General features: G+C 46.0%; 21 protein-coding genes and 1 pseudogene. 12 read left to right on the top strand and 10 right to left on the bottom strand.

The window, feature by feature from the left end; all coding sequences use genetic code 11:
• Nucleotides 1-962 precede the first annotated feature (962 nt).
• Nucleotides 963-1,322, top strand: coding sequence for an SDR family oxidoreductase (locus OSC7112_RS28165; RefSeq protein WP_223300707.1), 360 nt, complete (start codon nt 963-965; stop codon nt 1,320-1,322).
• Between the two features lie 111 nt (nt 1,323-1,433).
• Here OSC7112_RS28165 and OSC7112_RS41340 read toward each other — a convergent pair whose 3' ends face one another.
• Nucleotides 1,434-1,745 (bottom strand): hypothetical protein, encoded by a 312-nt coding sequence (locus OSC7112_RS41340; protein WP_223300925.1) that lies wholly within the window; start codon nt 1,743-1,745, stop codon nt 1,434-1,436.
• Here OSC7112_RS41340 and OSC7112_RS28170 point away from each other — a divergent pair.
• On the top strand, nt 1,677-2,378 hold the full coding sequence (locus tag OSC7112_RS28170) for an MBL fold metallo-hydrolase (RefSeq protein WP_263053632.1): 702 nt from the start codon (nt 1,677-1,679) through the stop codon (nt 2,376-2,378). The two genes, OSC7112_RS41340 and OSC7112_RS28170, sit on opposite strands and share 69 nt — an antisense overlap.
• Before the next feature lie 17 nt (nt 2,379-2,395).
• Here OSC7112_RS28170 and OSC7112_RS28175 read toward each other — a convergent pair whose 3' ends face one another.
• Entirely contained in the window at nt 2,396-2,704 is a 309-nt protein-coding gene (locus OSC7112_RS28175) for a DNA methyltransferase (protein ID WP_015179086.1), read from the bottom strand.
• A gap of 170 nt (nt 2,705-2,874) precedes the next feature.
• Here OSC7112_RS28175 and ribBA point away from each other — a divergent pair, with 170 nt between their 5' ends.
• The 7 genes from ribBA (at nt 2,875) to OSC7112_RS28210 (ending at nt 14,306) form a co-directional block, all read left to right on the top strand.
• Nucleotides 2,875-4,590 carry a bifunctional 3,4-dihydroxy-2-butanone-4-phosphate synthase/GTP cyclohydrolase II gene (gene ribBA / locus OSC7112_RS28180; protein WP_015179087.1) on the top strand — a complete coding sequence of 572 codons (1,716 nt, stop codon included), beginning with the start codon at nt 2,875-2,877 and terminating at the stop codon, nt 4,588-4,590.
• Between the two features lie 391 nt (nt 4,591-4,981).
• Complete coding sequence (locus OSC7112_RS28185; RefSeq protein WP_015179088.1) at nt 4,982-5,434, top strand: HAD domain-containing protein; 453 nt, start codon at nt 4,982-4,984, stop codon at nt 5,432-5,434.
• A 48-nt stretch (nt 5,435-5,482) separates the two neighbouring features.
• A complete protein-coding gene (locus OSC7112_RS28190; protein ID WP_015179089.1) occupies nt 5,483-6,922 on the top strand; it encodes a pentapeptide repeat-containing protein in 1,440 nt (479 codons plus the stop codon).
• A 129-nt stretch (nt 6,923-7,051) separates the two neighbouring features.
• Nucleotides 7,052-8,785, top strand: coding sequence for a helicase HerA domain-containing protein (locus tag OSC7112_RS28195; RefSeq protein ID WP_015179090.1), 1,734 nt, complete (start codon nt 7,052-7,054; stop codon nt 8,783-8,785).
• Nucleotides 8,786-9,671: 886 nt separating this feature from the next.
• The gene (locus OSC7112_RS28200) at nt 9,672-10,676 is read left to right on the top strand and encodes an RNA polymerase sigma factor, RpoD/SigA family (RefSeq protein WP_015179092.1); all 1,005 of its coding nucleotides are present in this window, start codon (nt 9,672-9,674) and stop codon (nt 10,674-10,676) included.
• 391 nt (nt 10,677-11,067) lie between these two features.
• Nucleotides 11,068-11,565, top strand: a complete 498-nt coding sequence (locus tag OSC7112_RS28205; RefSeq protein ID WP_015179093.1) for a hypothetical protein — start codon at nt 11,068-11,070, stop codon at nt 11,563-11,565.
• Nucleotides 11,566-11,768: 203 nt separating this feature from the next.
• Complete coding sequence (locus tag OSC7112_RS28210; protein ID WP_041622779.1) at nt 11,769-14,306, top strand: CHASE4 domain-containing protein; 2,538 nt, start codon at nt 11,769-11,771, stop codon at nt 14,304-14,306.
• Nucleotides 14,307-14,453: 147 nt separating this feature from the next.
• On the opposite strand, the gene cobO is transcribed toward OSC7112_RS28210, so the two are convergent.
• The 3 genes from cobO to OSC7112_RS28225 all read right to left on the bottom strand — a co-directional run bounded on the left by cobO (nt 14,454) and on the right by OSC7112_RS28225 (nt 16,510).
• Nucleotides 14,454-15,089 carry a cob(I)yrinic acid a,c-diamide adenosyltransferase gene (gene cobO / locus OSC7112_RS28215; protein WP_015179095.1) on the bottom strand — a complete coding sequence of 212 codons (636 nt, stop codon included), beginning with the start codon at nt 15,087-15,089 and terminating at the stop codon, nt 14,454-14,456.
• 59 nt (nt 15,090-15,148) lie between these two features.
• The gene (locus tag OSC7112_RS28220) at nt 15,149-15,727 is read right to left on the bottom strand and encodes a Uma2 family endonuclease (RefSeq protein WP_015179096.1); all 579 of its coding nucleotides are present in this window, start codon (nt 15,725-15,727) and stop codon (nt 15,149-15,151) included.
• Nucleotides 15,728-15,892: 165 nt separating this feature from the next.
• On the bottom strand, nt 15,893-16,510 hold the full coding sequence (locus OSC7112_RS28225; RefSeq protein ID WP_015179097.1) for a DUF8692 domain-containing protein: 618 nt from the start codon (nt 16,508-16,510) through the stop codon (nt 15,893-15,895).
• A 117-nt stretch (nt 16,511-16,627) separates the two neighbouring features.
• On the opposite strand from OSC7112_RS28225, the gene OSC7112_RS28230 reads away from it, so the two are divergent.
• From OSC7112_RS28230 to rimM, 3 genes are all read left to right on the top strand, one after another.
• Nucleotides 16,628-17,902 carry a molybdopterin molybdotransferase MoeA gene (locus OSC7112_RS28230; protein WP_015179098.1) on the top strand — a complete coding sequence of 425 codons (1,275 nt, stop codon included), beginning with the start codon at nt 16,628-16,630 and terminating at the stop codon, nt 17,900-17,902.
• Between the two features lie 147 nt (nt 17,903-18,049).
• Nucleotides 18,050-18,682, top strand: a complete 633-nt coding sequence (locus tag OSC7112_RS28235; protein WP_015179099.1) for a response regulator — start codon at nt 18,050-18,052, stop codon at nt 18,680-18,682.
• 135 nt (nt 18,683-18,817) lie between these two features.
• The gene (rimM, locus tag OSC7112_RS28240; RefSeq protein ID WP_015179100.1) at nt 18,818-19,459 is read left to right on the top strand and encodes a ribosome maturation factor RimM; all 642 of its coding nucleotides are present in this window, start codon (nt 18,818-18,820) and stop codon (nt 19,457-19,459) included.
• 11 nt (nt 19,460-19,470) lie between these two features.
• Here the strand turns inward: rimM and OSC7112_RS28245 are convergent.
• The 5 genes and pseudogenes from OSC7112_RS28245 to OSC7112_RS28260 form a co-directional block, all read right to left on the bottom strand.
• Nucleotides 19,471-20,683: pseudogene (locus OSC7112_RS28245) on the bottom strand (RNA-guided endonuclease InsQ/TnpB family protein).
• Nucleotides 20,684-20,951: 268 nt separating this feature from the next.
• A complete protein-coding gene (locus tag OSC7112_RS28250) occupies nt 20,952-21,410 on the bottom strand; it encodes a phosphate-starvation-inducible PsiE family protein (RefSeq protein WP_015179101.1) in 459 nt (152 codons plus the stop codon).
• Between the two features lie 364 nt (nt 21,411-21,774).
• The gene (gene rbp, locus OSC7112_RS28255) at nt 21,775-22,083 is read right to left on the bottom strand and encodes an RNA-binding regulator (RefSeq protein ID WP_015179102.1); all 309 of its coding nucleotides are present in this window, start codon (nt 22,081-22,083) and stop codon (nt 21,775-21,777) included.
• A 16-nt stretch (nt 22,084-22,099) separates the two neighbouring features.
• Nucleotides 22,100-22,246, bottom strand: coding sequence for a hypothetical protein (locus OSC7112_RS40290; protein WP_190274287.1), 147 nt, complete (start codon nt 22,244-22,246; stop codon nt 22,100-22,102).
• A gap of 296 nt (nt 22,247-22,542) precedes the next feature.
• Nucleotides 22,543-24,726 (bottom strand): molybdopterin oxidoreductase family protein, encoded by a 2,184-nt coding sequence (locus OSC7112_RS28260; RefSeq protein WP_015179103.1) that lies wholly within the window; start codon nt 24,724-24,726, stop codon nt 22,543-22,545.
• Nucleotides 24,727-25,072: the final 346 nt, after the last annotated feature.

Consider the following 25,072-nt stretch of genomic DNA (forward strand, 5'->3'; position numbering starts at 1 on the left):
GACATCACGCACTGTTCTCCCTGGACAAGCCTCCTGCCCGTTCCACCAGAGATAAATGTTTTTAGCCCGGGATTAATCTTCGGAGTCAATTTCCCATCTTCCATCTCCCGTCTCTCATCGCATCCGATTTAGCGCCAGAGAATGGCGGTTCCCGAATAATTATCAAAAGATTTATTAGCCATATCTACGCGCATTTTATACATATAGACATCAAAGTTCACAAGAGATAGAGCCACTTTGCCAAAATTGCCCTCTTGAATTGCGCGTCTTCCTGCATGCTGAGGACAATTACTTGTAATTTTTATTCAAAATATAGCCTTTCGAGCTCTCATATGAGGTACTCTAGGTCTCCGCGGGCTGGAGCGGGCATACCTCACCACGCTTGAGAACCGCTGTAGATTATGTTTTAGCTTATTCAATATCCCAGTTGCGACTCTCAATATATTGTAAAAAATTGTCGCACTCACAAGGACAAAAAAATTTAAATTTCTAGATGGGGGAAGACGAGAGGTGAGGGATTCGAGACACGAACTGATTTTAAAAAAAACAAAATAGTTGACGATGGCGAGTCGCTTATACAAAGTATCCGTGATTGTATTTGTAAGCTACTTAATTTTGTAGCGACGCTATTTTTAAAATTATCAGCTAATCTTAGAGCTGTCTATCTGTCAAATTTATATCCTAATTATTGGCTGATTGGGTGAGATAATTTAAGAATATTTCAATATATCAATCTGTTCGTATCTTAGACTTGCTAGATTGTCTAGATTGGCCAAAATGCACTAAAAAAAACTTTATTTAACAAAAAAGTAATAAATATTAGCTAATTTTTCATTTTTTTACAAAAAAATCAACTTGTTTCTCTAAAATTTTCTTTTTATTCATTTTTTAACGCTTTCTGTAATTTCTCTATTGGCTTTTTCTCTGAGAGGATTATCTGCTGTTATTTTTACACTAATTGCATGAATTTAGTTGGCGATTGTACCGTATTTAAATGCCTAACAGCTTATGTTCTGGGAAAGATGCGATCGCACTCCTGCATCCCTAGCATTGTAACTGTCACCTCGCTCATGCCGGGCCCAACCGATACTAACTTCTTCCATCGGGCGGGAATGGACGACACGAAGGCGGGCGCCGACAAGAAAGACGATCCAGTCGCGGTTGCCAAGCAGGGATTTGAAGCCTTGATGGCCGGTAAGGACAAGATCGTTGCAGGTTCACTCAAGACCAAGATTTTGGCCAGCGCGAGCCAAGTTTTACCTGATACCGTCAATGCCGAACTGCACAGTCAACTTACTAAACCGGGATCGGCTCACAAATAATTCGCGCCCGTCTTACTATTCTTATGTGCAGATTTAAAGAAAGTAAATATCGCAGATCATGGCAGGGTCGCTGCCAATAAAATCGTCTTTACTTCTCCCAGTAGTGGCAATTTAGCACAGTTTTCTCAGGCGTTCATCGATGGCATTATGCAGCATTGGCATTGGATGCGAACTGAGGAATAAATGGTTCCCGCCTAAGTAATTTAGTACAGGACATTTATGCAAATTCATCATCTCAATTGTGGCTGTATGTGTCCCATTGGAGGGGCGCTTTTCGATGGCTTTAGTCGCGGTCTGACGGCTCACCTCGTCTGCCACTGTCTGCTTGTTGAAACGAATCAGGGGCTGGTTCTGATTGATACCGGTTTCGGATTGCGGGATATCAAGTCCCCTTACTCGCGACTCAGCGCGTTTTTCGTCCATTTTAATAACATCCAGTTCGATCGCAAGTACACGGCAATCCATCAAATTGAACAGCTCGGATTTTCACCAAGCGATGTGCGCCATATTGTGCTAACCCACCTCGATTTCGATCGTGCCGGCGGTCTAGAGGATTTCCCTGAAGCAACAGTACACGTCATGCAGGCTGAAATCGATGCCGCACACGATCGGCACGGTTTCATCACAAAAAGGCGCTATCGTCCGGGGCAGTGGGATGAAGTCAAACACTGGAAATACTATTCGGCGGGTGGCGAACCTTGGTTCGGTTTTGAAGCAGTCCGCGACCTCGACGGGTTGCCGCCGGAAATTTTGTTAATCCCGTTGGTGGGGCACACGCGCGGTCATGCGGGCATTGCCATTGATACACCCGATGGCTGGCTTCTGCACGCAGGGGATGCCTATTTCTACCGACACGAGATGGATGCGGCTAACCGACGCTGCACGCCCGGTCTGCGCGCCTACCAATGGATGATGGAGGTCGATCGCAAGGCTAGGTTGCTCAATCAAGGCCGGCTGCACGCATTATCGGTGCAGCATAGTAAAGATGTGCGCCTGTTTTGCAGTCACGATGCTATTGAGTTAAAAGCCTTCGTTGACGAGTCTAGGAGCTCTTAAAACTAGAAATTTCATCCTTAGTTCGGAATTGCTTTTGCCCGATCGCGAATTGACAAATAACCTAAATTCAGCCAAAACCCTCCTCGATCGATCGTTACCCGGTAAACCTCCCCTATCCACTGCTGGCACCAGTTTAAATACTCATCTAACACCAAGAATTTTTCGTACTCTTTGCCGATGTTATAAGGCGGGCTGGTAAGGGTTAAATCTACAAATTGATCGGGCAGCAACTTCATTGCCTCCAAACAATCCAGGTTATAAATTAGGCAATTAGGAGCTTGGAAGTACGGTTTACCTAAAATATTCGCGATCTCAGTCAAGCTCATGAAATATTAGGGAGATATTTTGTTGACAAAGTACAAGGTTTATAGTAAGTGACTTGAGAAATATTGTCAAACTCATCTGGATTGGGCGATCGCCCTGCCGGAAACAAAAGGTTACAATCAAAAATAGATTCTATTTCCATAACATTACTGTTTATAGCTTGAACTTCTCTGTGCCCAATAACAACTCCTCAACTCAATCCTTTCAATTTGACTCAATTGACAGCGCCCTCGCAGACCTGAAAGCAGGTCGCCCCCTGGTAGTAGTCGATGACGAAAATCGCGAAAACGAAGGCGATGTGATTTGTGCCGCCCAATTCGCCACCCCCGACAACATCAATTTCATGGCCGTGAACGCGCGGGGTTTGATTTGTCTGGCATTGAGCGGCGAAAGGCTCGATCGCCTGGAACTGCCCCTGATGGTCAGCAAAAACACCGACAACAACCAAACAGCCTTCACCGTCAGCATCGATGCAGTCAACGGCGTCAGCACCGGCATCTCGGCCGAAGACCGGGCGCGCACCATTCAAGTAGCCATCCACCCGGACACCAAACCTCAAGACTTGCGCCGTCCCGGTCACATTTTCCCCCTGCGGGCGATCGACGGCGGCGTCCTCAAACGCGCCGGTCACACCGAAGCCTCGGTTGACCTCGCCAGACTCGCCGGGCTGTATCCCAGCGGCGTCATCTGCGAAATTCAAAACCCCGACGGTTCGATGGCGAGGCTGCCCGAATTAATCGACTACGCCAAAACCCACAACCTTAAAATAATCAGTATTGCCGACTTAATTAGCTACCGGCTCAAGCACGATCGATTCGTCCGCCGCGAAACCGTCGCCAAATTGCCCACTCAATTCGGCGAGTTTATGATTTACGCCTACCGCGACACCCAAGACAATTCAGAACACGTTGCTATTGTCAAGGGCGACCCGGCAGAATTTAAAGACAAACCCGTGATGGTGCGGGTGCATTCCGAATGCCTGACCGGCGATGCTTTGGGTTCCCTGCGCTGCGACTGCCGGATGCAACTGCAAGCGGCACTGAAAATGATCGAAAATGTCGGTTCTGGCGTTATCGTTTACTTGCGCCAAGAAGGTCGGGGCATTGGATTGGTAAATAAACTAAAAGCTTACTCGCTGCAAGATTTGGGATTCGATACAGTAGAAGCTAACGAACGGTTGGGATTTCCCGCCGACTTGCGGAATTACGGCGTCGGAGCACAAATGCTCAACGATTTGGGAGTGCAAAAAATTCGGTTGATTACCAACAACCCGCGCAAAATTGCAGGGTTGAAAGGTTACGGCATTGAAGTAGCCGATCGCGTCCCATTACTAATTGAAGCCACAGATTACAACTCGATCTATCTGGCAACAAAAGCCGAAAAACTCGGTCATATGCTGCTGCAAACTTATTTAGTAACAGTGGCAATTCAGTGGAACGAAACGAAGGAAGAAGCCAGAAGCCAGAAAGCAGAAGGAAAAGAGGAAGATTCTGCTATTCAAAATCGGTACGAACACCTCGAAAAACTGCGGCATTTGGCGGCTAACCAGCACTTGCTGCTGCAAGAAGAAGCGCGGCCGGTGGGAATAGCCCTTTTCGGAGAAGGCTCCCTCATCGTTCACCTGGGCTTCGATCAACCCGGACTCGCAGCCCCCGACTGGTACTCGGAGGTAAACCATCCTTACGTCAAGGCGATCGGCCACATTCTGGCAGAAATCAGCACTGAGCCCAATTTGCAAACATTAGAATTCATGGTTTCCTCCGGTGCAGATCCGCTCAAAACCCTGCAAGTCCAGCTCGATCGCGAGACATTCCTTTTGTCGGAATTAACCGGAATTTGCGATCGGCTCGAACCTCAAAAAATCTACAGTTTTGCCCCTATTCGCTGAAGGCAGAAGGTAAAAGGCAACCCCCCTACCCCAGCAGGGGGGAAAGCAGAAGCCAAGAAAAACTGTGAATTACAGAACAATACTGGTTGATACCAGCATCTTCCTTTCGTCAGAAAGCAGCAGCCAAGAAAAACAGTGAATAACAATGTTGATTGCCGTCTAATATTATGTCCGGTCGATTACCAGAAATCAGGTAGGGGCGGGTTCACCAACAATATCGACCAATAATTGACAATCTCAAAAACCCGCCCGACCGAGATATTATGGTCAATCGATCGGACATGATATAACAAGTCGATGCAGCGAACACTTGAGAGAGAATTGTCGCTGCACATTTATATTATTAAGCAGTATTAATACTCATCAAATTATTCACTAGGACTTTTAGTTAATGTTAATTTTTTTAGACATTGATGGTGTACTTATTCCTGACAGAAGAAATGGATCGAGTTTGCAAACAGATACAATGAAATTTAATTCAACTTGCCTTAATCACTTTGAGAATGTGCTTCGTTCCTATCCTAATGTGCGAGTAGTAATTTCATCATCATGGCGTGAAATATTCCCCTTCGAGGTAATCCCGCCATTATTTTCACCAGATATCGCTACCCGTATTATCGGATTCACCCCTTTTCTCAACCCCAAAAATATTCACCAACACAAATATTTACGACACCAGGAAGTTCTTGAGTATCTTCGACAAAATCAAGCCGAAAACTCACCTTGGGTAGCCATTGACGATATTCCAGAACACTATCCGCCAGATGCACCTGTTGTGGCTATTGATGATTACAATGGTTTTGACCAGAACTCAGCAAAGATACTTTCAGAATATCTAACTTAATTTCAAAGGTTAGGAAAAAAGTATCGGAATAGAGAGGGTAAATTTGACATGGAAATGAACGTTGGTGACTTTCTGCACCGACTCGACCTCAGGGGACAAGCACTTAAAGGCACCAACCTTGGCGGTGCGGAACTCCGGGGAGCCAACCTCCGAGGCACGGATCTCCGAGAAACCAACCTCAGCGGCGCTATGCTCAGGTATGCAGACCTGATTGAAGCCGACCTCAGCGGTGCAAATCTCAGCGGGGCGGATTTAGCTGAATCATTTCTCAATTTAGCTAACCTCACTAGAGCCGATTTGACTGGTGCTGTCCTCCGAGAAGCTAATCTCGTAGGAGTCGAATTCACCGGCGCCAACCTCAAACAAGCAAGTTTGATCAAGGCTAATTTAGTTGGAGCCAATCTCCACGAAGCCAACTTAACCAGAGCCAACCTCAGCGGAGCCGATTTGCGCGGTTCTCAGTTGAGCGGTGCCATTTTAGACAAGGCCGTATACAACAACCGGACTATCTTTCCCGAGGATATCGATCCGGGTGCAATGGGAGCATTTTTGCTAGCTCCCAATGCTTCGCTCCCCGGCTTAAATCTGGCTATGGTAGATTTGACCGAAGCCGATTTAAAAGGAGCCGATTTGCGGCGGACAAACTTATACAAAGCTATTTTATTTGGCGCCAAACTCGATCGGGCAAACTTAGCAGGAGCCAACCTCAGCGCAGCGGACTTGAGGGAAGCCAGTTTGAGCGGCACGATTTTGGAGAAAGCTGTTTACAGCAACAAGACTTTGTTTTCAGAAGGCATTGACCCCGCTCTGGGGGGAGCTTATTTAATTGCTCCCAATGTATCGCTGCAAGGGGTAAATTTAACCGGAGCCGACTTAAACGGGTCAGATTTAAGCGGAGCTAATTTGAGCGCTTCTAACTTAACTTCGGTCAATCTCAAAAATGTAGACCTCAGCAGAGCTAGCTTAAAAAAAGCTTACCTCAAAGGTGCAAACTTGGAGGGAACTGATTTAAGAGGAGCCGATTTAAGCGGCGCAATTTTACACCAAGTAAACTTGAGTTCTGCTGACCTTCGGGGTGTAGACTTAACAAGGGCTGACCTCAGCGGCGCTAATTTAAGGGATGCCGATTTGAGGGAGACAGATTTCACCGGAGCTACTTTGCTGTTCGCTAACTTGAGCGGGGCCGACTTGAGAGGTGTAGACTTGACAAAAGCTGACCTCAGCGGCGCTAAGTTAAACGAAGCCGATCTCCGAAAAGCAGATTTGATGAGAGTAAATTTGGAGGGAGCAGATTTAACTGAGGCCGACTTGAGCGATGCTCATTTATTCCGAGTTAATCTCAGAGGTGCTAACCTGAAAGGTACTAACCTCAAAGGCGCAAGTTTAAAAGGGGTATTTTTGACTGACGCTTATTTGAGCGAAACGGATGTGACAGATATAGATCTGAGTCCGAATTTTTTTGAATTGCCGCTAGAATCGGAATGGTAATTAGTCATTTGGCAGGAAAGCAGTTGGCAGTTGACATTTGAGATTTGACAGGAAAGCAGTCATTTATCTGAACAATCTAAAATCTAAAATCTATCTGAACAATCGAAAATCTAAAATCTAAAATCTAAAATGGATCGACCGTTAGGCTCTGTTATTCAAGGTTCCCTGAGCAAGGGATTAGAAGTGCGACTGCACGCCGATGTTTCGGTGGAAGATATGAGGGTGGGGAAATTTCTAGTAGTGCGGGGGGTGCGATCGCACTTTTTCTGCATGCTCACCGACGTGTCTCTCGGAACATCCAGCGCCCGCATTTTATCGAATCCTCCCAATCCCGACGACGATTTTCTGCTAGCAGTGCTAGCCGGTAGCAGCACCTACGGTACGATCGAACTGTCGCCGATGTTGATGTTGACTGCGGAACGAGAAAAACAGCAGGCAATTTTCGACCCGACGAAAAACGGCGGAGTTCGCCAGAATAAGCTGGCGTTAGGAAATTTGGCTTCTTTTGAGTCACAAACGGGCGCGGATATTGAGTTGCTGCCTGTCAAAACTATTCCCAGCCACTTTTCCCAGGTGTTTGATGCCAAAGAAACTGATTTTCGGGCAGTTTTTGGCTGGGAAGATGACCCGTACCGCCGCAATTTTGCGATCGGCAAACCGATTGACATGGACGTTGCTGTGTGCTTGGATTTAGACCGATTTGTGGAACGCAGCAACGGAGTTTTTGGCAAGTCGGGAACGGGAAAATCTTTTCTGACGCGCTTGCTTCTGTCGGGAATTATTCGGAAGCAAGCTGCTGTTAATTTAATTTTTGATATGCACTCGGAGTACGGGTGGGAAGCAGTTTCGGAAGGGAAACAGTTCAGCACTGTTAAAGGTTTGCGGCAGTTGTTTCCCGATAAAATGCAGATTTATACCCTCGATCCAGAATCGACCAAACGCCGGGGAGTCCGCGACGCTCAAGAGTTGTTTTTGAGTTTCGATCAAATTGAAGTCGAAGACATCGCGCTGGTGCAGCGCGAGCTAAATTTGTCGGAAGCTAGTATCGAAAATGCGATTATTTTGCGAAATGAGTTGGGAAGTGGTTGGATCAACAAGTTGCTGGAAATGACCAACGAAGATATCCAAATGTTCTGTGAAGAAAAGCGCGGGAATAAATCTTCGATTATGGCTTTGCAGCGGAAATTAGAGCGGTTGAAAGAGTTGAAATATATTCGCCAACGCTGTCCGAAAAATTATGTAACTGAAGTTTTGCAGTGTTTGGATAGTGGAAAAAATGTAGTGATTGAGTTCGGTTCCCACTCGGATTTGCTGTCGTATATGTTAGCAGCAAATGTGATTACTCGCCGCATTCACGAATCTTACGTGGGGAAAGCTGAAAAGTTTTTGATGAGCAAAAATCCGTGCGACAAGCCGCAGCCGTTGGTGATTACCATTGAGGAAGCTCACCGCTTTCTCGATCCGGCGATCGTGCGATCGACTATTTTCGGTACGATCGCCAGAGAAATGCGAAAATACTTTGTCACCCTGCTAATTGTAGACCAGCGTCCGTCCGGCATCGATGCCGAAGTCATGTCGCAAGTCGGAACGCGGATCACTGCTTTGCTAAACGACGATAAAGACATTGATGCTATCTTTACCGGCGTTTCGGGAGGGCAGAGTTTGCGTTCTGTTTTGGCAAAACTCGACTCCAAACAGCAAGCATTAGTTTTGGGGCACGCCGTACCGATGCCCGTAGTCGTGCAAACTCGCCCCTATGACGAGCAATTCTACAGAGAGATTGGGGATATTGACTGGCAAGAAATGCCCGACGAACAAGTATTTGCCGAGGCAGAATCTGCTAAAATGGATTTGGGATTTTAGATTGACAACGGCTAGATTCATTACAGAACTTAGGCAAATGTTACTGTAAATTAGTCTGTGCGAACAATTGGCGATCGCTGGCAATGACAGAAATATCTCATTTTTGCCTCAGTTATAAACGAAAAAGTGCGATCGAACGTCAAAAAAGTTAGGCCCCAGCTTTGAGTCAGAAGCTTTTCCCCTTTCACCCCCTCACCCCTCATCCCTAACAGCCCAAAATTTGCTTAAGCTTAAACATGATGGAGATGATGGAGATGATGGAGCCTAGGGGCACAATGAAAGTCAAACAGGGCAACAGCCAGCCTTTATACACCTTGTCGTTACTCGTAGCAGAAGTGGAATAGCATATTTTCATAAAAATGTCAAGAAATATTTTAAACAGTTACTCCCATCTGATACGGCGATCGAGTTCGGTTATCTCGCATCCCACCATCTAGGCAGCGAGAAAATTTCAAGCGATGATGGAACAGAGAGCAAAACAAAGCCCTCGAATTGCATGAGTCTGTTTGCATGAGTATTGTGAAGTTGAGTTGCAGTTAAAACGAACAGGGAATTCAAAACCTTAAGGAAAAATGTAGAATCTTGACCTTAAGACAGAGGTTTTTACTCTTTACGATCCTCAAAATTGGGAATAATATTGAGAAAACTAAACTCTTGCTTCACTTCGCCTTAAACTAGCCATTCAAGCTAGCAAGCTACCGAAAATCGACGGCGATTACTGGAAATCAAGCACAAAAGTAATCCCAAACAAAAAGCTTCTACCGATCGTCACCGATAAACAAGAGGGGAAACATCCCCTTTGTCGCAGTCTTTATCCCACTTGTAAAAGTGGGACAGGGTATCACCAACTTTTTATCTGTTGTTACAAGGAGTGCAATACTCACCCATGTCCACCACAACCCCCAAAAACAAAACAGTGAAAGCCGATCGCATGGGCAGCCGGCCATACTCCTCAACGGATACGGTTCGTGCCTATCTGCACGAGATCGGTCGCGTGCCCCTGCTAACCCGAGAAGAAGAAATTGTTTTCGGGAAGCAGGTGCAGCAAATGATGAAATTAATCGAAGCAAAACAAGCACTTGCTAAAGAATGGCAGCGGGATCTGACGAATCAAGAGTGGGCTGCCGAAATGGAGTTGACCGAACCTGAACTTAGCCGCATCTTACACATAGGGCGGCGGGCCAAGCAAAAGATGATTGAAGCGAATTTGCGGCTAGTAGTGGCGATCGCCAAAAAATACCAGAAACGCAATATGGAATTCTTGGATTTAATTCAAGAAGGTACCCTCGGTTTAGAACGAGGAGTCGAAAAATTTGACCCGATGCGGGGATACAAATTTTCGACATACGCCTACTGGTGGATTCGGCAAGCAATTACCCGCGCGATCGCCCAACACGCCCGCACCATTCGACTGCCAATTCACATCACCGAAAAACTCAACAAAATCAAAAAAGTGCAGCGGGAACTCACCCAGCAGTTGGGCCGGTCTCCCTCCCCTGGGGAAATTGCCACCGCCCTCGAACTGCACCCTTCCCAAATTCGGGAATACCTGCTGATGGCAAGACATCCAGTTTCTTTGGACTTGCGGGTAGGAGACAACCAAGATACCGAACTGCAAGAACTCTTAGAAGACGAAACGGCATCTCCAGACAACTACATTACCTCGGAATTGCTGCGGCAAGACCTCGATACTTTGATATCAGAACTTACCCCCCAGCAGCGAGATGTAATAATTCTGCGCTTCGGTTTGGAAGACGGCACCGAAATGTCTCTGGCGAAAGTCGGAGAACGGCTAAATCTCAGCCGGGAACGGGTGCGGCAGCTAGAACATCAAGCCCTTGCCCACCTGCGCCGCCGCCAATCTCAAGTCCGAGAATACTTGGCGAGTTAGTCACTAAAAAAGTTGAGATTTTTCCCAAAATCTCAACTTTTTTTTTCGTGTTGGCGCTGCTGGGATTGATACTTTTATACCAGTTAAAAAAAAGACTGCAACTGTAGGCACGCGATCCCAACCCTTATGGGATAGGTCACGCCAAATTTTTCAATTCTTTAATCTAAAATTAAAAATCTAAAATGGTATTATTTGAGGGGTCGATCGCCCGATCGGGGCGGACGCAAAATTTGTGAAAACTAATCTTAGATTTCAGTTCAGGCATCGGGCGGGCGATCGTTCCTTGAAGTTAATAGCCAACATTAAGCCAAATACCCGGTTTCTCTGCGATATTTTTGAAAGTAGTACAAGAGGCGCTTGGAACCAGCTATTTTAAATTTTGGGGTCTGGAGTGGTTTTGACTTATTTGATATTAACAGGAAGTTTAGAAGCGATCGCGATCTTGCTTGCTCTCTCGCCCGGTAACTTCAGCATCGCATTCCCCGCACGCCGGGCACACAACTCGGACATCAAATCCGGCGTTTTAAGCTCGCAATCTCCGCCAAATCCCGGGCAAGATACAGCTAGCACAGGTTTAGCAGATGGCATTTACCTCTACGGTCAGTCGAGCCAGCCAGAGGAAATTAAACAAGAATATTTTGTATTTGAAATGCGGCAGAGTAAGGTAGTCGGCGCTTTTTACCTGCCTCGGTCTGATTTTTACTGTTTTTACGGCACAAGCGATCGAACTCAGTTAAATTTAATAGTAGTGGACAGTTACGACGGCAGTCGCTCTCCCTACTCGGTAAACCTGCAACAATATTACCCAATTTCCACCATCAGCGAGAACGATCGGCGTATCTTAGGTATTTGCAAGGAAGCTCACAAACAGCAGGTGTGGGAAAAGTAGGAAACACGCGCTGGGAGACCAGTCAATCGATGTTAGATTTGAGATTTGAGATTTGAGATTTTAGATTTGAGAATTGAAGAAAGCAACTCCACTGATACATCGGGGGCCCCCGGACTAAATTGCTTTCGGTCAGGGTTCAGGAAACAGTAGTAAAATTGCTCCTAGGTTTGAGAATTTCGGACGGACACCACACACATGGCACGATGAAACTGCGTCGGAAAACACTATCGATAATTGGCATTACCATCGCTGGACTGACGAGCATTCTGTATGTCGCCTCCTCAAGCATCCTCTTGGGCAGCCTGATCAAAGCAGAGGAACAAGAAGCTACACAGGTTATCAAGGGAGTGCTCAGCGTGTTCGGGCAAACCGCAGATGACTTCAACTCGCGCTTTGCCGACTGGTCTGCCTGGGACGACACCTACGATTTTATCCAAAACCGCAACTCACAATTCATTGCCTCCAATTTAATTCCCGAAGGGCTGGCTAATATAAGAGTTAATATAGCCGTATTTGTCAATACTTCTGGCCAAATAGTTTACGGTACGGGTTTAGACAGCGAAAAGCTGAAACTAACGCCTGTTCCAGAAGCGCTAAAACGGCGCATTTCTCTCAGCGACCCGCTGTTGCAGCACCCCAACGCCAAAAGCAGCCTCGCTGGTATCCTGCTGCTACCGTCAGGGCCAATACTGATCGCTTCCCGCCCAATTCTCACGACTAAAAGCACCGGCCCGATCCGAGGTACGCTGATATTCGGGCGCACTTTGGATGCTGCTGGTATTGCGAAGGTTTCTAAAATTACTCGCTTGCCGCTAATCGTACACAGCGTGAATGAGGCTCGGTTGCCTGCCGACTTTCAGCAAGCGCGGGAGAAACTGTCGCAAAAAAAACAGATTTTGGTGCGTCCTTTAAGCGAAGAGTCGATGGCGGGTTACGCCCTGATCCGGGATATTTACAACCAACCTGCGCTGCTATTGCGAGTGGATATCCCCAGAGAAATATACAGGCAAGGTCAAATTAGTTTGCTGTACCTGCTGGGGTCTGTAGCCTTAGCTGGAGTTGGGTTGGTCGGCTGCACTCTGCTACTGCTAGAGCGTCTTGTACTGTCTCGGTTGAGCGGTTTGGCGAAAGCGGTCAACCAAATCAGCAGCAGCCAAGACCTCTCGGTGCGACTGCCGGTGACGGGCGAAGATGAGTTGTCAGACCTTGCCCATACTATCAACGGAATGTTGAGCGCGATCGCCCAAGCTGAAAGCGAACAACTTGAGGAAAAAGCCCGCTACAGAGCCGTAGTCGAGCAAGCTACAGATTGTATATTCCTGTGGGACGCTCAAACCAAACGTCTTTTGGAAGCCAATACAGCGTTTACCGACTTGCTCGATTACAGTCTTGATGCGATTTCGCAACTGACTATTTACGATATCATCGCTTACTCTAAAGACCTAATTGACAGCAATATCGATTTGCTGCTGACGGACAAACAATTCAGAATTGGCGAAGTTCTCTACCGCCGCCGAGACGGTTCCTGCGTGGATGTAGAAGTGAGCGGGAGCGTGATTTCCTACGGAGGCCGCGAGATTATTTGCACTGTTGTCCGCGACATTACCGAGCGCAAGCAAGCAGAAGCCGAACTGCGAGCCTCGGAAGAACGCTACAGACTTTTGTTTAAAAATAACCCCCATCCGATGTGGGTTTACGATTTAGAAACTCTGGAATTTATAGCCGTCAATCAGGCTGCTATCCAACACTACGGCTACACTCGCGACGAATTTCTCAACATGACCGTTGCGGACATTCGCCCCCCCCAAGAACTGCCGAAATTGCTAGAAAATATATCCCAACTAGATGTCGGTATTGAGTTTGCAGGTGTGTGGCAGCACCTGAAAAAAGACGGAACAATTATTGATGTAGAAATTACTTCTTATGCCATGCTATTTGATAGCAGAAATGCTGAATTAGTGCTTGCTCACGACGTGACCGACCGCTTGAAAGCCGAGGCAGAACTCTACAAGGCAAAGGAAGCCGCAGAAGCAGCTAGTTTGGCTAAAAGTCAGTTTTTAGCTAACATGAGCCACGAACTGCGAACTCCTCTGAATGCGATTATCGGTTACAGCGAGATTCTGCAAGAAGAGGCTTTAGATTTGGGCGAAGAAAATTTTGTATCTGATTTGGAGAGGATTCACAATTCAGGCCAGCTTTTACTTTCCTTAATTAATGATATTCTGGACTTGTCGAAGATTGAAGCCGGTCACGCGGAACTTGAATTAGAAACTTTTGACGTGTCGGAGGCAGTTCAAGATGTAGCCCGAACTGTTGAACCGCTATTTTTGCGAAACACTAATCGCCTGAATGTAGAGTGTCCTCATAATATTGGCGAATTGTATTCCGATCAAATTAAATTTACTCAAATTTTATTTAATTTGCTCAGTAATGCAGCTAAGTTTACTCATAAAGGGACAATTACACTCAGCGTTGAAAGAATTAAAAATGATGAAAATAGTTGGGATTCGGAAGAGTTAATTGTTAAGTGTACGGATACGGGGATTGGGATTACTCCCGAACAGCTACAAAAGTTATTTCAACCTTTTACGCAAGCTGATGCTTCGACTACCCGCAAGTACGGCGGTACGGGTTTGGGTTTGGCAATAGCGCAGAAATACTCTCAGATGCTGGGGGGAGAAATTACTGTGATTAGCGAGTTTGGTAAGGGGTCAACTTTTACTCTGATGTTGCCAGCATAGCTCTATTTTAGATTTTAGATTTTAGATTTTAGATTGGGTAAAAAGTCCTGACTAGAAACAACATAAATACGGTTTGTAGTCAGGGCTTCAGTTCACTCCTAATCAGCTTTTAGCTAATTAGGACTAAACTCTTGACTGCAAACAACATTAATACTCAATACCTGCTTGAGCTTTAATGCCTTGTTCTCGGAATGGATGCTTAACTAAAGTCATTTCTGTCACCAAGTCTGCCCGTTCGATGAGCTCTGGCGGGGCGCCTCGGCCGGTTAAAATAATGTGGGTTTCTTCTGGTTTTTGGTCTAACCCGGAAAGCACTTGCTCGACTTGCAAATAACCTAATTTTAATGCTATATTGACTTCATCTAGAAGAACTAATTTAAATTCGGGATTGCAGATAAAAGTTAGGGATTTTTCCCAGGCTTTTTGAGCTGTTTCGATATCTCGATCGCGGTCTTGCGTGTCCCAGGTAAAACCTTCTCCCATTGCGTGAAATTCTAGCTGTTTTTCCCAGAGTTGAAAAACGGCTTTTTCTGCGGGTTCCCACGCGCCTTTGATAAATTGTACTATGGCGACGCGGTATCCGTGACCGAGCGATCGCACAACCATTCCCAAGGCAGCCGTGGTTTTGCCTTTACCGTTACCCGTATTGACTATAATTAAACCTTTTTCTTTGGAGGAGTTAGCGATTCGCTGTGATTGCACTTCTTGGCGCCGCTGCATTTTCTGTTTGTGTTGTTGGGCTGTTAAGCCAGTGGTTGCAGTGGTTTCTGTATTGGTTTCCATTAGATTTTTTTTAACCGCAGATGAACGCAAATAAACGCTGATAGGTGCAGGATGTCTAGTTATTGCCACAGTGTTTTCAAGTTTAGCACGAAACCGGGCAAAACATCTTCTCCTGAAAGTTCTGTTGGACATTCCAAAACTTCTATTTCTTGTCCTTGGCGATAGATTTCAACTCTGCGGGTTTTGCGGTTAATTAACCAGCCTAGTTTTACTTGGTTATTCATGTATTCTTCCATTTTGTCTTGAGTGTCTTTTAGGCTATCGGTGGGCGACATTAACTCTAAGACAAAATCTGGGGCAATCGGAGGAAATTTTTGTTTTTGTTCGGGAGTGAGTGCATCCCATCTTGATTTTTCAATCCAAGAGACATCGGGAGAACGGTTGGCACCGCTGGGCAGTTTGAAGCAAGTTGAAGAATCGAAACAAATTCCCAGTTGAGTTTGTCGGTTCCAAATTCCAAAATCAGTCGCTATTTCAAAATTGTAATTTCCAGTTTCTCCTCCTGTGGGTGGCATGACGATTATTTCTCCTTTGGCGTTGCGTTCAAATTTGACATCGGGGTTTTCGCGGCACAGTTGATAAAATTGGTCGTCGGTGATTTGGGCGATCGAGTTAAATTTGATGGTAACTGCTATCATGGTATTTTATCAGGATGGGTTGCGATTTTTAAGCCACATAATGTAGATGAAGGCAGATAAATGCCGAGCAATGCGGATGGCGTAAATATTATTGAGGGAGGAAGGAGGATTTGAATGGGAGTTTTTTGGAGGCACTTGTGAGATAATTATATCATCTACTTATAACTAGGAATCAATTTTTTCATAAAAAGCTTTTTCTACAAAACACTTGCATACATACCAATAATAAAATGCAATATTGATTTCGCTAAACAATTTAGGTACTCCCTCTAGCAAACTGGAAATTATCTTGCTTTTTAAATGGAGCGCATCAACGCCGATCGCCAAAAACAACAGCCCCAAACCAGCTAACAATATTTGGTAGGGAGTCAACTGCAGTTCTCGCCGAAAAACCCATCCGTAGGAGGACAAAACAACGGCGTACAAAAGACTTACTCCTAGCTTGGGAATTCCTAATGCTATCATATATATATGAATTCTGTAAATTTCATTGAGCAGAAATCCACCTGTTAAAAGAGCGGAAAATAAAATAAATCGATTTTCTAAATGGCGCGGTTGAAGAGTTTGTGCTAACCCATAGGTGAAAGTACAAACAATGACTGGTACAGAACATAAAATCTGGAATGTCCGAGTTAATAAGGCGACATTGGGATTGGGGGAAAAATAAGGATGAAAGAATAAATCGCTGACTTTTAAGCCGGAAAATTGAGTTATAATTATTAGCAGCGTCACCAGGAATAAGGATAAACAATTTAGTCTAACAACCAAACGAGAAATAGTCATAAGCTATGAATACCAAAAATTAGGTTTACTGCCGAAATACAAAAAAATTATATCACCACTATCTGGGGATATTTTGCTAAACTTAATCATGAGTGTTATCAAAACAAGGAGACAGTCATGCTGTCAGTGAAAGAAGCAGAATCGATCGTTCTAAATTTAGCGCAACCCCCCGACAGTCAGCGGGATGTAGAAACTGTAGACTTGCTGGCAGCATCGGGGCGCATTTTGGCTGCACCCGTCACTGGTTCGCTGGATTTTCCTTATTGGGATAATTCAGCAATGGATGGGTACGCGGTGCGGTTTGCTGATGTGGAAAACTGTAGCGCCGAAACACCAGCGGTACTCGAAGTAGTTGAAGAGATTCCAGCCGGATATCAGCCTCAAAATACCGTCCAATCGGGGCAAGCGGCGCGAATTTTTACAGGTGCGATGATGCCAGCGGGTGCTGATACGGTGGTAATGCAGGAAGAAACAAGGCGTGAGGGCGATCGTATTTTTATCTTAGTTTCTCCTGAAAAACCGCAAGCATTTGTCAGACACAAAGGCGCTTTTTATCAAGCAGGAACAACTTTGCTAACTCCCGGTACGGTTATCAACGCCCCAGAAATGGCGGTGTTAGCAACTGCACAGTGCATTCAAGTTCCCGTTTATCGGCGGCTGCGGGTGGCAATTTTTTCGACTGGCGACGAATTGGTATCGCCAGACGAACCTTTGGCACCGGGGAAACTGGTAGACTCGAATCAGTATGCTTTGACAGTTTTGTTGGCACAAATGGGATTTGAACCGATTCGATTGGGCATTGTTCCTGATAATGAAGAGGCGTTAAACAAGGCGATATCCCGGGCTGTGGCGACGGCGGATGTGGTGCTTTCTACGGGCGGCGTCTCGGTAGGAGACTACGATTATATTGAGAAAATATTGGCAGAGTTGGGAGGAAAAGTTCACATTACTTCTGTGGCGATTAAGCCGGGGAAACCTTTAACGGTTGCTGGGTTTCAACGAGGTGAAAAAAATCAGGATTCGCCGAGGTTGAGTTCGGATTGTCTCTATTTTGGTTTGCCGGGAAATCCGGTTTCGGCTTTAGTCTGCTGTTGGCGGTTTGTTGTGCCTGCTTTGAGAAAGATGTCTGGGCTTGGCGCGGATGCTTGGGGGCCGGAGTTTGTCAAAGCTAGGTGTAATGCTGAATTGCGATCGCCCGGCCGACGCGAAACTTATGTTTGGGGTAAACTACATTTAGTTGCGGGGGTGTGGGAATTTGAACCTGCTAGCGGCAGCCAAAATTCAGCGAATTTAATTAACCTCGCAAATACGAGTGGTTTAGCAGTTTTGCCACCAGCGGACACCTGGATTGTACCGGGCGAATTCGTTGAAGTTTTAAAAGTTAGTCATTAGTCATTTGTCATTTGTCATTAGTCATTTGTTATTGGTTCGGTGTAAGTTGATGTAAAATATTAATAACTAAGTAATCTTCCTTCTTGCTGACATCCGTTACATCCGTTACATCCCGTACATTGCTCGTTGCCGAACTTCCTTCGTATTATGAAAATTTTAATTGTTGAAGATGACCCGATGATGCAACTGGGATTAGAGCAAGTTTTAGCCGATTCCCCAGAAATAGAAATAGTAGGACAAGCAGAAGACGGCTATTTAGGCGTAGCAGCCGCACTGAAACTCAAACCTGATATTATTGTAATGGATATCGGTTTGCCGCGGCTCGACGGCATAGCAGCGACGCAGCAAATTAAAGCACAACTGCCAGAAGTTCGAGTAGTAATGTTAACTTCTCACACGGCAGAAACTGAAATTATTGCTGCCCTTTCTAGTGGGGCTGATGCTTATTGTATTAAAGGTGCTTCCGTTGACAGGCTGTTAGCAGCGATTGCAGCCGCAGCAGAGGGCGCTACATATCTTGACCCTCAAATTGCCCGGACTGTCATCGAACACCTCAAACCGCCGATACCTGCCTCTACAACTACTTTTGGCCAGTTGTCGCAGCGGGAATTGGAGGTGTTAAAATTAATGGTTGAAGGTAACAGCAATCCGGAGATAGCAGCGGCGCTTTACTTGAGTCCAAATACTATTAAAACTCACGTTCGCGGTATTATGAATAAGTTGGCAGTGGATGACCGCGTGCAAGCAGCAGTTGTAGCGCTGAGAACTGGATTGGTGTAAAGAAGTCAGTAGTTATTTGTTGTTTGCTACCAAGGCTTTTCTGCTACCAATGCTTTTCTGCCCCATGCCCAATTCCCCATGCCCAATTCCCAACTCCCAATTCCTAATTCCCAATTCCTAATTCCCAAAAAGTTTATGTCTGAATGGATAGAAATCGGTAAAATTGTAGCAGCTCAAGGTTTGGACGGGGAAGTGCGAGTCTATCCCGATTCGGATTTCCCCGAAAGGTTTATCGAACCGGGGAAGCGGTGGATTTTGCGCCCTAACAAAAGTGAACCGGAACCGATCGAGTTTTTGGGCGGTCGCTACATTCCGGGCAAAGGGCTGTATGCTGTAGAGGTAGAGGGTGTGGAAGACCGCGATAGTGCTGAGGCGCTGCGGGGCTGCAAGTTGTTTGTTGAAAAGACCGATCGACCTTACCTCGAACCTGATGAGTTTTACGTCCAAGATTTGATCGGTATGGAAGTTTATAACCAGTTAACCGGGGAAATCTTAGGCAAGGTAAGTGATATTATTCCCGCAGGTAACGACCTTTTAGAAGTAGAAACGAATCTAACGGCGCCGGAAACTGTCGCTGCAGAATTAGAAAAGCCAAAACAGCCTGAAACTCCCCAACCAAACGCTGACCCCAGAAATACTCGCAAACCACGGAAAATTCGCGTTAAAGAGCCTAAATCCACAAAAATCTTGATTCCTTTTGTGGAAGAGATTGTGCCAGTTGTTGACTTAGAACAAGGCAGAATTGAAATTGTGCCTCCTCCTGGTTTATTGGATTGACACTCCCCTGGCTAAAGCCGAGGGGATTCTTGATTCGCAGAATCGACTTGCCGATGCAGAATTACTTCAACATCGGTAGCGGTCAATTCTCCACAAGCGTTCGGATCTAAGATCCAAGTTCCGACGTGCCCCGCCGTACTCAATCCCCGACTTAGGATATTTTTAGCTGCGTTCCAATCTCTGTCAAAGACAAGCCCGCACCGACAAGCGTGAGGGGAGCGTTGACAGACTTTTCTTAACAATCGTTCCGCAGCTAGAGCATTCTTGGCTGGTTCCATTGGCTGGCACGGCAATCGTAATTCTTCCGAATACTTTGCCAAAATATTCCAGCCAAATTCGGAACATATACCAAGAAGCGTCGTTAATCGATTTTGCCAGACAGTGATTCTTCACCATATTTTTAATCCTCAAATCTTCGTAGACTACACAGTCGTTAGACTGGATGACGCATCTTGCCAACTTCACGGCAAAATCTTTACGCTGTCTGCTTATTTTGAGGTGGCGCTTTCCTAGAATCGCTCTAGCTTTTTTCCGGTTTTGCGAACCCTTAACTCGTTTTGAAACTCGTTTTTGGGCTTTCTTCAACCTGCGTTCTCCCTGGCGGAGGAAACGCGGGTTATCAACTGCAACGCCATGAGAATCCGTGTAGAACTCTTTGAGTCCCACGTCTAATCCGATGGTCTTTCCGGTAACTTCAATTTCTTCAGAACGGTCAACTTGCACGCAAAGCTGCACGTAATATCCATCTGCTCGTCTCACCAAACGTACTCGTTTGATTTGACTGCGCTGGTAGAAATGCAAGTCGCGGGTTCCTTTTAACTTGAGCTTTCCGATTCCTTTTTTATCGGTAAAAGTGATTGATTTCCGGTCATCTGCCAGACGCCAGCCCGTAGTTTTGTACTCTACCGAGCGGTTGTCTTTCTGGAATTGCGGAAACCCTTTTTTTCCTGGGACTTTCTTTTTGCAGTTGTCGTAAAATCGTGAAATCGCCGACCACGCTCTTTCTGAACTCGATTGTCTGGCCATGCTGTTTAAGTCGTCGCAAAACGGGAATTCCTTCGCTAGAATGGCGCTGTATTTATTCAAGTCGTATTTGTTGACTTTTTCGTTTTCCATCCAAAAGCGCAATGCTTTGTTGCGGATGAACTGCACCGTTCTAATTGCTTCGTCTACAGCTTCAAATTGCTGCTTTTTACCGTATGCTTTCAACTCGAAAACTAGCATGACTTCGACCCTCATCACGATAGGTTTATGCTAGCAGCGTTGGCTTAACCCGGTTCTCATTGTTCACAAAGATTTACATAGTTGTAATTTACAGTACATACAATTCAGAAATCTCATGAAAAATACTGGGAGGCTAAAGCCTCCTTACCCCTTTCATCCCCGGACTGAAGTCGCGGGGTTTTCAGGGTGTTCTTTATAAGATCATGTCCGGTCGCTCGATCGGGTATGATATTAGTTATTGAAAATTCCCACTTCTCAATTCCCGATATTAATCCTTTCCTCTATTGGTGGCTCGCACTATCAAGTAACTGATGGAAAGCGCGAAAATTGCAGTCGCCAAACCAATCAAGTCGGCTGCGGTTTTCTTTTCCAGGTCAAGAATAATGATTTTTCGAGATACTGCTATTAAAGAAGTTACAATAACTAGCTCTACTTGAATTACGTGCTTTTTCAGATAAGCTGTAATATTTTCCAAGATTTCCAGAGCAATTAAAACATTTAAAAATAACCCAAATATGACAAACAACGTGTCTTTTAACAAATTATCGTCGTGGGTTGCCCATTCTTTTGCTAAAAAAATCAGCAAATCGCAAACGCTGAGGAGAATTACCCAAATCATCGCCAGGGATAAAATTTTCGATATTACTACTTCTACACTTTCTGTAAAATGCAGAAAATTTTCATCACTGCTTGACCTGGAAATTTGCCTAAATATTTTTTTCAGCATAAAAGTGATTTAGTCTTCATTATTAATTAATGATTTTGTCATTGTTCGGTACACTTGGCAAGCGCAAAACTCTGTGATTGCCTGGTTTTAAGGGGCCGCCCGGGCACTGGGGAAGGCGACTTTCTCTGCCTGTTATATTTTATAGTTTTTCGTGTCAGTGAGGAATCGATCGCACCCGATCGACCTCCTGATTAATAATTTTTGCCATAAAAAAACCTCAAACTATTGTCTAGCAATATTTTGAGGACTTCAAAGCGCGGTGCGATCGCTGAAATAACTATCTATTTTCAACAGAGAATGATTGTTGACTCCCAGCTTGCTCCGACGCAATATACAAGATAGCTAAAAATTTAGCTCGGGTGGTTTAGTAGCGACGAGAATTGCCACCGCGATCGTTGTTACCCCAGTTACCGCCGCCACTAGGACGTTCTTCGCGGGGTTTTGCCTTATTGACTTTGAGGTCGCGACCCATCCACTCAGCACCGTCAAGAGCCTCAATGGCTGCGGCTTCTTCGGCTTCAGTAGACATTTCTACAAAAGCGAAGCCCCGCATCCGACCTGTTTCCCGGTCAGCAGGCAACTGAACGCGCTTTACTGTTCCGTACTCTCCAAAAGTTTGGTTGAGGTGTTCCTGCGTTACTTCGTAGGATAAATTGCCGACATAAATTGACATTGAACATTCTCCAGAATTAGAGGGTGTAGAGATTTAAATCCGGAGGAACGCCGATCGAACGAACTGTACTGCCGAAAATAAAGCCTTGTAAAACGATTATAGCACCTATGGGTGCAAACTGCAATTGTCTGACTCGATTAATTACAAACAAGGCAGAAGTCATTCCTCACAAGGAAAAACCCCGAATTTAAGAAGGAAAAACTCAGAATAATTTAATTTTCCTTGTTCCCCGGTTTTGCCGGGGAAACCTAGCTTTTAGGGTGCGTAATGGCTCAAAATTGCTCGCTCGACAGAGTTTTTGAGTCCAGTAGAGCACCCTGCGATTGTGCCTCAGCAACTGCTCGCAAACCTAGTTTTTTGACAAAAAACTAGGATTTTACGTGAGTCTTTACCAAGAAATCAAGGTCACGACCTTGGTACGACTATGTGAGTTTTAACATCCCCTAGTTTGACGGCAGCTCAAGAAGTGACGGCGAGGGTGGATTTTGCCCAATTAAATTCCCCAACTTCTGCGACAACTTCCGCCGCAGTTTCCGCCCCAACCAGCACCAACTGCACCGCACAAGCTTTTAACTCTGGCTGTTTGGAATCTGGACAGCTTGCAGCATGAGTCAGGGCATTGGCTTCAGCACTTTCGGCCCACAGATAACCCCAGTGCATCGGTACAAATAGCGTACCTGGGGCGATCGCCTTTGTGACTTTGGCCGGAAACTGGGCCTTGCCGCGGCGCGATCGAACTTCCAGCAAATCACCCTCCTTAATCTGCAATGTGGCAGCATCGCGGGGGTGAATTTCCAAAAACGGATCGGGGTGCAATTGATTAATTTTTTCTGTTCTACCCGTCCGCGTCATCGTGTGCCAGTGTCCGTAAACTCTCCCTGTCGTCAACACAAACGGATAATTCGGATCGGGAGGTTCTGCCAGTCCCCGGGAGTGATAGGCCGAAAATCTCGCCCGCGCGTCAGGAGTGTGAAAACGCCGGTCAGTATACAGCCGTTTCGCTTCGTTCGGTGGATGCACAGGCTCGTTTTCCCGGCAAGGCCACTGCTGCGGCCCTTCTTGGCGGATGTATTCGTGGCTCAGACCGGTCATGTCGCAAGGCTGACCCCGCGTCAACTGCGCGTACTCTTTAAAAACCTCCGCACTGTTTTCGAAAGCAAAGTGTTCGGCAAAACCCAACCGCCGTCCCACCTCGGCGAAAATGCTCCAGTCGTCGCGGGCTTCCCCGGAGGGAGTGTCGAAACCGGGACAAAACGTAACGCGGCGTTCGGAATTCGTCATTACTCCGGTTTTTTCGCTCCACTGCCGGCAAGGCAGCAGGATGTGAGCGTAGCCCGAGGTTTCAGTGGGATAGTAAGCTTCTTGATAAATAGTAAAGGGCGATCGCAGCAAAGCGGCTTTAGTACGTTCCAAATCCGGCATGCTCACCACCGGATTGGTAGCTGCAATCCACAGCAACTCGACTTCCCCAGTTTCCAAACCGGTAATCATATCCCAAGCTGTGCGGCCCGGATTCGGGGAAATGCTTCCCGGTGCGATTCCCCAAAACTCCTCGACTTGGGTTCTGTGTTCGGCATTTTTCACAAAGCGGTAGCCTGGGAGCAAGTGAGACAGTCCTCCAGCTTCCCGCCCTCCCATCGCGTTTGGCTGGCCGGTGAGGGAAAACGGGCCGCATCCCGGTTTGCCGATTTGACCGGTCATCAAGTGCAAATTAATCAGCGATCGCACCTTTGCCGTGCCTTCCGACGACTGATTCATGCCCATCGACCACAGAGACAAAACCCGCTGCGACTGTTCCCAGTAGTTTGCCGCCGTTTCTAAATCGCTGATAGTAATGCCGCAGCGCGAGGCTACAAACTCCGGCGTGTAGCTGCTAATAACCTCAGCAAAATCTGAAAAATTCGCCGTGCATTCTTCAATAAACTCAGAATCTATTGCTTGCCTGCGTAACAGCAAATATGCAATTCCGTTAAGCAAATCTATATCCGTACCCGGTTTAATTGCTAAGTGCAAATCCGCCGCTTCAGCAGTCGGAGTCCGCCTCGGATCTACCACAATCATCTTGACATGTGAATGCTTTTTGTGGTACTTTGCTAATCGGTTGAACACAATCGGATGGCATTCCGCTGCATTGCTCCCGATAATAAAAGCGCAATCTGTTAATTCTAAATCGTCGTAACAGCAAGGCGGCCCGTCCGAGCCAAAGCTTTGAACGTATCCAGAGACTGCTGAAGACATACACAAGCGAGAATTAGCATCAAAATTATTAGTACCCAGACAACCTTTCAGTAGTTTCTGGGCAATATAATAATCTTCTGTAACGAATTGACCCGAACCGTAAACGCACAAAGCATCGGGGCCGCTGGTGCTGCGAATTGTTTGGATGCGGTTAACAATTGCATCGAGAGCTTCGTCCCAGCTAGCGCGGCGGAACGGTTGGTCGAGAGTATCTCGCATCATCGGATACAGTAGCCGATCGCTCCTAATCGACTCTGCTACTGTTGCTCCCTTAATACAAACCATGCCTTGACTCGATGGGTGATTGCGATCGCCCCGCACTTTCCAACTTTGTTTTTTGTCGGGAACAACTTCTAGACCGCAACCTACACCGCAGTATGGGCAAAGAGTTTTTATAGTTTCCATCTGGTGATTTTAGATGCTAATTTTTGAAAGCTAATGGGTAATTCGTAATTCGTCATTATAGTCGGAACTGAGGGCTCCTGCAAATAACGTGTGAATAATTAGTAAATTACCGCAAAAATGCTTCACAGCAACGGACAATACCCTGATTTAAAATTAACCGCTATCTTACTACAACCCGCGATTGATATCCCTTTTAGCCCGTGGAGCGCTGCTCCTCAATCCCTCTCAAATAGAGGTAATCCATGCCTAAATCTTGTCACCACCAGCTAGGGTAGCTAGGAGGATTTTTGGCAGGACTCAAACAGCGTGTAGGTACTACTTTTGACCTGGTTGTTGATAGCAATCT

The sequence above is a fragment of the Oscillatoria nigro-viridis PCC 7112 genome (genome assembly GCF_000317475.1).
GTDB lineage: Bacteria > Cyanobacteriota > Cyanobacteriia > Cyanobacteriales > Microcoleaceae > Microcoleus > Microcoleus nigroviridis.

Bases quoted from the DNA above. Each gene is read 5' to 3' on its own strand.
- OSC7112_RS28165 (WP_223300707.1), top strand. From the start codon at position 963: ATGAATTTAGTTGGCGATTGTACCGTATTTAAATGCCTAACAGCTTAT.
- OSC7112_RS41340 (WP_223300925.1), bottom strand. From the start codon at position 1,745: ATGGACGAAAAACGCGCTGAGTCGCGAGTAAGGGGACTTGATATCCCG.
- OSC7112_RS28175 (WP_015179086.1), bottom strand. From the start codon at position 2,704: ATGAGCTTGACTGAGATCGCGAATATTTTAGGTAAACCGTACTTCCAA.
- OSC7112_RS28185 (WP_015179088.1), top strand. From the start codon at position 4,982: ATGTTAATTTTTTTAGACATTGATGGTGTACTTATTCCTGACAGAAGA.
- OSC7112_RS28190 (WP_015179089.1), top strand. From the start codon at position 5,483: ATGGAAATGAACGTTGGTGACTTTCTGCACCGACTCGACCTCAGGGGA.
- OSC7112_RS28195 (WP_015179090.1), top strand. From the start codon at position 7,052: ATGGATCGACCGTTAGGCTCTGTTATTCAAGGTTCCCTGAGCAAGGGA.
- OSC7112_RS28200 (WP_015179092.1), top strand. From the start codon at position 9,672: ATGTCCACCACAACCCCCAAAAACAAAACAGTGAAAGCCGATCGCATG.
- OSC7112_RS28210 (WP_041622779.1), top strand. From the start codon at position 11,769: ATGAAACTGCGTCGGAAAACACTATCGATAATTGGCATTACCATCGCT.
- cobO (WP_015179095.1), bottom strand. From the start codon at position 15,089: ATGGAAACCAATACAGAAACCACTGCAACCACTGGCTTAACAGCCCAA.
- OSC7112_RS28220 (WP_015179096.1), bottom strand. From the start codon at position 15,727: ATGATAGCAGTTACCATCAAATTTAACTCGATCGCCCAAATCACCGAC.
- OSC7112_RS28225 (WP_015179097.1), bottom strand. From the start codon at position 16,510: ATGACTATTTCTCGTTTGGTTGTTAGACTAAATTGTTTATCCTTATTC.
- OSC7112_RS28230 (WP_015179098.1), top strand. From the start codon at position 16,628: ATGCTGTCAGTGAAAGAAGCAGAATCGATCGTTCTAAATTTAGCGCAA.
- OSC7112_RS28235 (WP_015179099.1), top strand. From the start codon at position 18,050: ATGAAAATTTTAATTGTTGAAGATGACCCGATGATGCAACTGGGATTA.
- rimM (WP_015179100.1), top strand. From the start codon at position 18,818: ATGTCTGAATGGATAGAAATCGGTAAAATTGTAGCAGCTCAAGGTTTG.
- OSC7112_RS28250 (WP_015179101.1), bottom strand. From the start codon at position 21,410: ATGCTGAAAAAAATATTTAGGCAAATTTCCAGGTCAAGCAGTGATGAA.
- rbp (WP_015179102.1), bottom strand. From the start codon at position 22,083: ATGTCAATTTATGTCGGCAATTTATCCTACGAAGTAACGCAGGAACAC.
- OSC7112_RS40290 (WP_190274287.1), bottom strand. From the start codon at position 22,246: ATGACTTCTGCCTTGTTTGTAATTAATCGAGTCAGACAATTGCAGTTT.
- OSC7112_RS28260 (WP_015179103.1), bottom strand. From the start codon at position 24,726: ATGGAAACTATAAAAACTCTTTGCCCATACTGCGGTGTAGGTTGCGGT.